The organism is Alkalibacterium indicireducens (assembly GCF_039522005.1).
Classification (GTDB): domain Bacteria; phylum Bacillota; class Bacilli; order Lactobacillales; family Carnobacteriaceae_A; genus Alkalibacterium; species Alkalibacterium indicireducens.
This window is the reverse complement of record NZ_BAAADA010000128.1, coordinates 1-6,713: the sequence shown is the minus strand read 5'-3', so window position 1 is coordinate 6,713 and position 6,713 is coordinate 1. Positions and strand designations below refer to the sequence as shown.

At 38.9% G+C, this 6,713-nt stretch carries 4 protein-coding genes; 3 read left to right on the top strand and 1 reads right to left on the bottom strand.

What is annotated here, in order from left to right; all coding sequences use genetic code 11:
- Window positions 1-662: 662 nt before the first annotated feature.
- From ABFX15_RS07855 to ABFX15_RS07845, 3 genes are all read left to right on the top strand, one after another.
- A complete protein-coding gene (locus tag ABFX15_RS07855; protein WP_346024910.1) occupies window positions 663-1,973 on the top strand; it encodes an MATE family efflux transporter in 1,311 nt (436 codons plus the stop codon).
- A 283-nt stretch (window positions 1,974-2,256) separates the two neighbouring features.
- Window positions 2,257-4,128, top strand: coding sequence for a glycosyl hydrolase family 95 catalytic domain-containing protein (locus tag ABFX15_RS07850; RefSeq protein WP_346024909.1), 1,872 nt, complete (start codon window positions 2,257-2,259; stop codon window positions 4,126-4,128).
- Between the two features lie 35 nt (window positions 4,129-4,163).
- A complete protein-coding gene (locus ABFX15_RS07845; RefSeq protein ID WP_346024908.1) occupies window positions 4,164-4,493 on the top strand; it encodes a hypothetical protein in 330 nt (109 codons plus the stop codon).
- Between the two features lie 249 nt (window positions 4,494-4,742).
- On the opposite strand, the gene ABFX15_RS07840 is transcribed toward ABFX15_RS07845, so the two are convergent.
- The gene (locus ABFX15_RS07840; RefSeq protein WP_346024907.1) at window positions 4,743-6,062 is read right to left on the bottom strand and encodes an IS1380 family transposase; all 1,320 of its coding nucleotides are present in this window, start codon (window positions 6,060-6,062) and stop codon (window positions 4,743-4,745) included.
- Window positions 6,063-6,713: the final 651 nt, after the last annotated feature.

Sequence of the window (6,713 nt, the reverse complement as noted above, 5' to 3'; positions counted from 1 at the left end):
TAAAATACTACAGTTTGTCTAACACACTCCAACCGTAGGGACTACGGGGGTAGCCTGGTAAATAAAAGCAAACGCTGATACTCTATTAAACAAGTGTGTCAAGTCTACTTTGTTCCCAGGAATCTCCCACTTCTAAGCGTGAGCGAAAGTGGGGGTAGTTCAATTGCTCTCTACTCATCCATTTACTGTCGAGTAAAAGCTGTCTAACGCTGACTCCGGAACAGGGGCTTTACCATGTCAATCTTACACACGAGGGATCGGAGAGTGAGTTTTTTCGATACAATCGTTGACCGGATCGAACCGGTCGCTTGTCACAGCTTGTCATCAATAATGGTTTCTAAAAGGATCTCCCAGAAGAGTTGTGGGACGGCGATGAAGTGACTAGGTCACTGCGAGAAGCCGGGAAGAAACTCGATGGTCTTAATCTCCTCCCTGCACCTTTTCCACTTGAAGAGGTTCTGACCGAGAGAGACATCCGTTTCCTTATATTTATCTAATCGTCTGTTGGGAAAAGATGTATCGAAAACACGTCAGTTTTATAATGAGTGTCCTTTGAAAGTCTGAAGGGAACTCTTTATTTTTAATGCATATTAAGTCAATTGACTTTATATCCAAAGCCGAGTATGCTAGTTGAAGACTCATTTTTCAGTCGGAGGATAATTATGCAGAATAATTTTAAATTGTTTTTTAAATACGTCAGTTTGAACATGCTCGGTATGCTGGGCATCTCTTTTTATATACTGGCAGATACCTTGTTCATCGCTCAGGCATTGGGGCCAACAGGAATCGCGGCACTGAACTTGAGTATTCCAGCGTTTGGAATCATTCACGGATTTGGACTGATGCTGGGCTTAGGGGGAGCGACAAGGTACAAGATTCTTTTATCGCAGAATAAACTGGCCGAGTCCAACCGAGTCTACTCGCAGACATTCCTGTTTGCAGTGGGCATGGGAATTCTATTTATGATGATCGGCCTGTTCGGGGCCTCCCCGATGGCACGTGCTCTAGGGGCGGATGCCGAAACATTTGAAATGACAGCCGTCTATATAAGGACAATCCTGACATTCGCCCCGTTTTTTGTACTAAATAATATGCTGCTGGCCTTTGTCAGAAATGACGGGGATCCCTCTCTAGCTATGTATGGGATGGTCATCGGAAGTGTCCTTAATGTCGTACTCGATTATATCTTCATATTTCCGATGCAGCTTGGTATGTTTGGGGCATCACTGGCAACAAGCATATCGGCTATTGTCAGTCTGATCATCCTGTCCATTCACTTCTTCAAGCCGGGTAATCAACTGAAGTTCACTTTCCAGAAAATTGAAGGGTGGATCATTAAAGATGTGACCTACTTGGGTGCAGCGGCCTTTATTAATGAACTGTCTGCTGCTGTCGTCATGTTCTCCTTCAATACAATTATTTTCAACCTGGAAGGGAATAATGGTCTGGCGGCATATGGTATTATTGCCAATATTTCGTTCGTAGTCCTGTCCTTATTCGCCGGTATCGCTCAAGGAACCCAGCCGCTGTTAAGTGAGAGCTACGGTCAGAAAGACCTGAAAGGGATGAAGCATGTTCTCGTTTTATCCTTTCTGACGGCGCTGGTCTTGAGTTTAAGCGTGTACGTAGGAACAGCGGCCTTTACTGAAGAAATCATATCAGTTTTCAATAGTGAAAACAGTGCACATATTGCCCGAATGGCGACAAGTGGTCTGCTGATTTATTTTATCGGCTTTGTGTTCGCAGGAATGAATACAATTCTGACCAGTTACTTCGGTGCTACAGATCAGCCTAACAGAGCACTGCTCTTTTCGCTATTAAGAGGTGGTCTACTAATTATTCCATTAGCTATCGTGTTGAGTTATTTCTTCGGCATGAACGGCGTCTGGTCATCCTATGTCCTGACCGAAGCCCTGATCGTCATGGTCATCGCCTTCATTATTAATCCGAACAAGCGGTTGAAGAGAAGGTAAGAAAAACTTCACGTGCCGTTCATCCTCGGTAATATTAAAGACAGCAAAGAAACATATACTTTTCTACTAAATAAGGTACTTCTGTTAGCCAATCATTCCTGACAGAAGTATCTTTTTATATTATAAAATTTACACTTATCTACATACAAAATTATTGGTACAATATAAGCCAAAGGCAAGAATTTACTGCAATCTATCTATAAAAACATGTATTGCAAGAAAAAAAGCTGTGCTATAATGCTGTAAAAATAAAGCGTTTACAGTGCGGAAAGTAGGATGACTGATGTTTGAGAAACCTGAAAAAGGAGTCTGGAGCAGGAAAACTTCTGATAAATGGCAAGATGGCTATTTCGTTGGGAATGGTGAAACGGGAGGTATATTATACGGAGGTAGTACACAGTTTAACATAGTTGTAAATCATCATTCACTGTATTTAAAATCTGATCAGATGGATAGTATACCGGATATTTCTAATTGTCTTAACGACTTAAGACGTACAATAAAAGAACAGGGATATCAAAAAGGTATTGAGTTTTTTGAAAAAGAAGCAATTGACAAGGGGTATGACGGGCTGACAATGAGTGACCTTTTCCATCCAGGAGGCGAGATCGTATTCTCCATCACCCCTTCAGTCGCCAATCCTACATCAAGATACATAAGATCACTTGATTACGAGACGGGTATAATCTGTGAAGCCTTTTCGACTGAAAATGGTCAGGAATTCAGTAAAAAAATGTTTGCATCAAAAAAAGAGAACGCTTTATATCTTGAACTGAAGAGTGACGATATGTTTTCGATGGAATTTTCATTAAAAGAATTTGACCACTCCTTGCTTTCCCAGAGAAGTCAGCTGACAGCTAAAAGTAAGCTTGAAGCAGTGTATACTTATTTTAATGACAGTTATTACAAAGTATTCATAGAGTGGGATACAGATGGTGAGTTCACTGCAGAAGACAATACCTTCTCACTCAAGAAAGCAACTAGATTAAGAATGAAAGTGGCTGTCAATTCCGATCAAGCTGCAGCCATCGGTACATTTGAGGATATTGAAAAAGAACATATTGATTTCCATCGCAATCAGTACAATCAAGTGTCTCTGAGTTTATGCAAAGACACTGACAGAAATAAAAGTTACGAAGACTTAGTGGAACTGCTTGAATCAGAAGAGAGCATTCCTGTTAGTCTGTATGAAAAACTGTACGATGCAAGTCGTTATTTCATTCAGTCCATGTCAGGACCGGCACTTCCAAACCTGCAGGGAATATGGAGTGGAGACTTTAATCCACCATGGAGCGGTGATTTTACTTTTGACACGAATGTACAGTTAGCTATTGCATCTCTGGCAAGTCTGGGCTTGTTTGAAAACTTTTCCTGCTTATTCAATACCGTAAAAGCATATGAAGAAGATTTCAGAAAAAATGCGCAATGCTATTATAGCTGCAGAGGGTTTTTAGTACCTGTACATGCCAGTACGCGTGCCTTACATGTTCACTGGAATAAAGAATGGCCGCTTATCTTCTGGACAGCTGGTGCAGGATGGTTAGCTCATTTCTACAATGAATACTATGACTATACACAAGACATAGATTTTCTGAAAAAAGTTGCCTTGCCTTTTTATGAAGAGACTCTACTGTTTTATGAAGATTTTATTGAATATGAGGATGATACAGCTGTATTCAGACCCAGCTATTCAGCAGAAAACGGAATGGGTAATAATTCTACAATGGATGTAGCTGTTGTAAAAGCAACGCTCAGCTATATAAAGAATGCTTATAAGGATTTAGGAATGGATGTTCCGGATAAATATGACAGGATAGAAAACAGGCTTCCGGCATACATGATCGATGAAGAAGGTGTGCTGAAGGAGTGGATAGACGAATCAGCTGAAGAAAATCCCAACCATCGACATTTTTCAAACTTGTATCCAGTTTTTCAGACAAAAGAGATTACTGCGGATCAGCCGGGCTTATGGAAAGCTGCACATAAAGCATTTGATAAGCGACTTGAAGCGTGGTTGTTGAGAGATGATGGAGATACCTCGTCTTCACATGGGAGAATGCATGCAGCGATGTGTGCAATCGCAATGGAACGATCAGAAGACCTGGAAAAAGCACTAGGAGCACTTGTCATGAATCAGTCTTTTTTCCGTCATTAGCTACAAGCCACTATAATCATCAGACTGTCTTTAATGTGGATGCCAACGGGTCTTTTCCTAAAGTCATACACGATGCCTTAATTTATTCAGAAGAACCGGGTGTAATAACTTTGTTTAAAGCTATCCCCTCTTGGCTGAAAAAAGGTACACTTAAAGGCATTAGATTGCCGAATACCATCAAAGTCGAGAGTTTTACATGGGACATACCCAATCATACATTTGAATTAGAACTGACCTCTAAACGTTCGAATACTCTGACTATTCAATTACCAGACGTATTTAAACCGATAGAAGAAGACACACCATCTTTTATAGAAGTAAATTTGAAAGCAAATGAGCCTGTTAGAATTCCCAGCAAACAATGAGGCAGTAGGAGCTGAACAGAGTGAAGAAAAAATTAAAAAATAAGCCTTATCCTGAATAATTCATACCTCTAATTTCAGAGGCTGTTTTTAAATATTGTTATATTTTCTTTATCGTTTTCCATTTTCTATCCTAATTATTTAATTTTTTTCGGTCTATTTAATTATTTTGAGACTTTTTACTTTTCAAACTCAAATTTTGGGCGCACTTCTCCCTAGGCCATTTAAATTCTTTTTAATAAACCAGGTTCTTTAAATGTGTTGCCGAATCCTTTGGATTTTCCTGAATACGGCATAAAACTCTCGTTGGTGAACATGAGAAATCGATAGTTTTAAATACATTTGTCTTGCAGTGCTGACTAGTTTTCCAGCCACTTTGAATAGATGGAAACGGATTGTGTCCACTTGGAGTCCTTTCGATTTTGGCTCAAAACACAAGGTGCGTAAGAAGTTAACCAGATTGTACGCCAACAGGCTAATCATCATGCGGGCCTCGTTTTCAATGAATCTGGGACTATCTGTTTTATCAAAGAAGAAGCTGTTCTTGGCTTCTTTAATGTAGTTTTCCATGGTACCGCGTTTATTGTAGGTTTCAAACACTCTTTTAGCTGAGATGTTTTCTGAGAAATTCGTGACAATAAAGGAATGCTTAAAAAGGAGTTCGCCTACTTCTCGAGTTGAACGAATACACACTCGACGCGGTTTGAACCATGAAGCTGCTTGGTAGGAAACCGAATGATAATAGACTTCTTTTTCATCCCAAGGATGATGGTTATCATAGAACACAAACTCTTCCGCTAAACGATATAAATTCCTATTGGCCTTTAGCCGAATGACATACTGATTTTCGTATAAGTCGCATAAATCATAAACATCCGGTGTCGCGAAACCACTGTCTCCACGAACGAGAATATCAGTGGTTGGAATCGTTTGGTTATAATGTTCCAATAACGGTTCAAGAAATTCTTTGACCCCGTTGGAAGTGTATTGATTTCCTGATCGAAGCTTGGCTTTTAAAAAGTCGCCAGTCAAGCCGTCAAATGCCACTAAAGGATGGTAGCAATTCGTTCCATAATGGGCGTTGTAAGCAGTTTGTTCTTGATGACCAAAGGTATCCGAATGGGTAGAATCTAAATCAATAATCATATTTGTATCGTTGCGAACCAGACGGGCTTTGTCAATTAACGCTTGATTGAATACTTGAAGCGTCTTAATTGTCTCACCTTCTACACGATCATATAATCGAGAAATGGATGATTGAGAAGCCAACGGCTCATCAATTGATAACGTCTGTAATACCGGATCATGCTGTAAAATATTTGCAGCAGAATCAGTATTATAACCACCTATAAATTGTAGAATTATCTGTTTCAAAATCTTATGATTCGTATGCGTCCAATATTTACGACTGTCATTAAATGTAACAATGTCTTCAGAGAGCTGAGTAAATTTAAAAGCATCCATTAACTCATCGATTAGTACTAAGCCAGAATCACTTGATAAACGACCACCATCATGAGAAACGATTAAGTTATTGTTGAATTTCACGGCATTTTCTTGTAAAGTAACCACTGAGAGAACCCCTTTCTATGGTTGTTTGTAGTGAAGTAACCATATCAGAAAGTGGTTCTTTTTTCATCACCTAATGGGTGATGAAGTAATTTAAAATAAAGTTGTTCAAATCAACGATTAAGAGCATTTTTAGAAAAACTATGAATTATTCAGGACTGTAACTGATAATTAAGTTATTTAAGAATCGAAAAGAGTAGTTACTGATGGACTCTATTTAAAGATTTTATAATGATGTGCTACTAGTTGTATTAGAGGAAAGGCCAACAAATGCGATTAGTTTGCTTAAAGCTATAAATAAAAGGCCAATAATTGTAGATGCTTTAGAGCAAGGTGGTAACTGTAAATACTAAATACAATTTACCTTTGAAACATTGCAGATGAAAATCTAGAAGAAATGTATGAAAAAGCTACTTGGCCAGTCTGTGGCCCACCACCTAGGTTAACTGCCGCCAAACAATTAATGAAGTAAAACGGTGTATCCTTAGAACAAAAAATCATCGAAGAGTTTGCTTTTCTAATTTAAGTCGTATATTAAAGACAATAAAAATCCCTCCAAAAGTTAGAGTAAATGACTAACTTTTGGTAGTGTAAAAAGTTTTATGAAAAACACAAGAAAAATAAGAGAGAAATGATTTCTCACTATCATTAGTG

What these genes read in the sequence shown, in the direction of transcription:
- ABFX15_RS07850 (WP_346024909.1), top strand. Translation starts at nt 2,257, where the DNA reads ATGTTTGAGAAACCTGAAAAAGGAGTCTGGAGCAGGAAAACTTCTGAT.
- ABFX15_RS07855 (WP_346024910.1), top strand. Translation starts at nt 663, where the DNA reads ATGCAGAATAATTTTAAATTGTTTTTTAAATACGTCAGTTTGAACATG.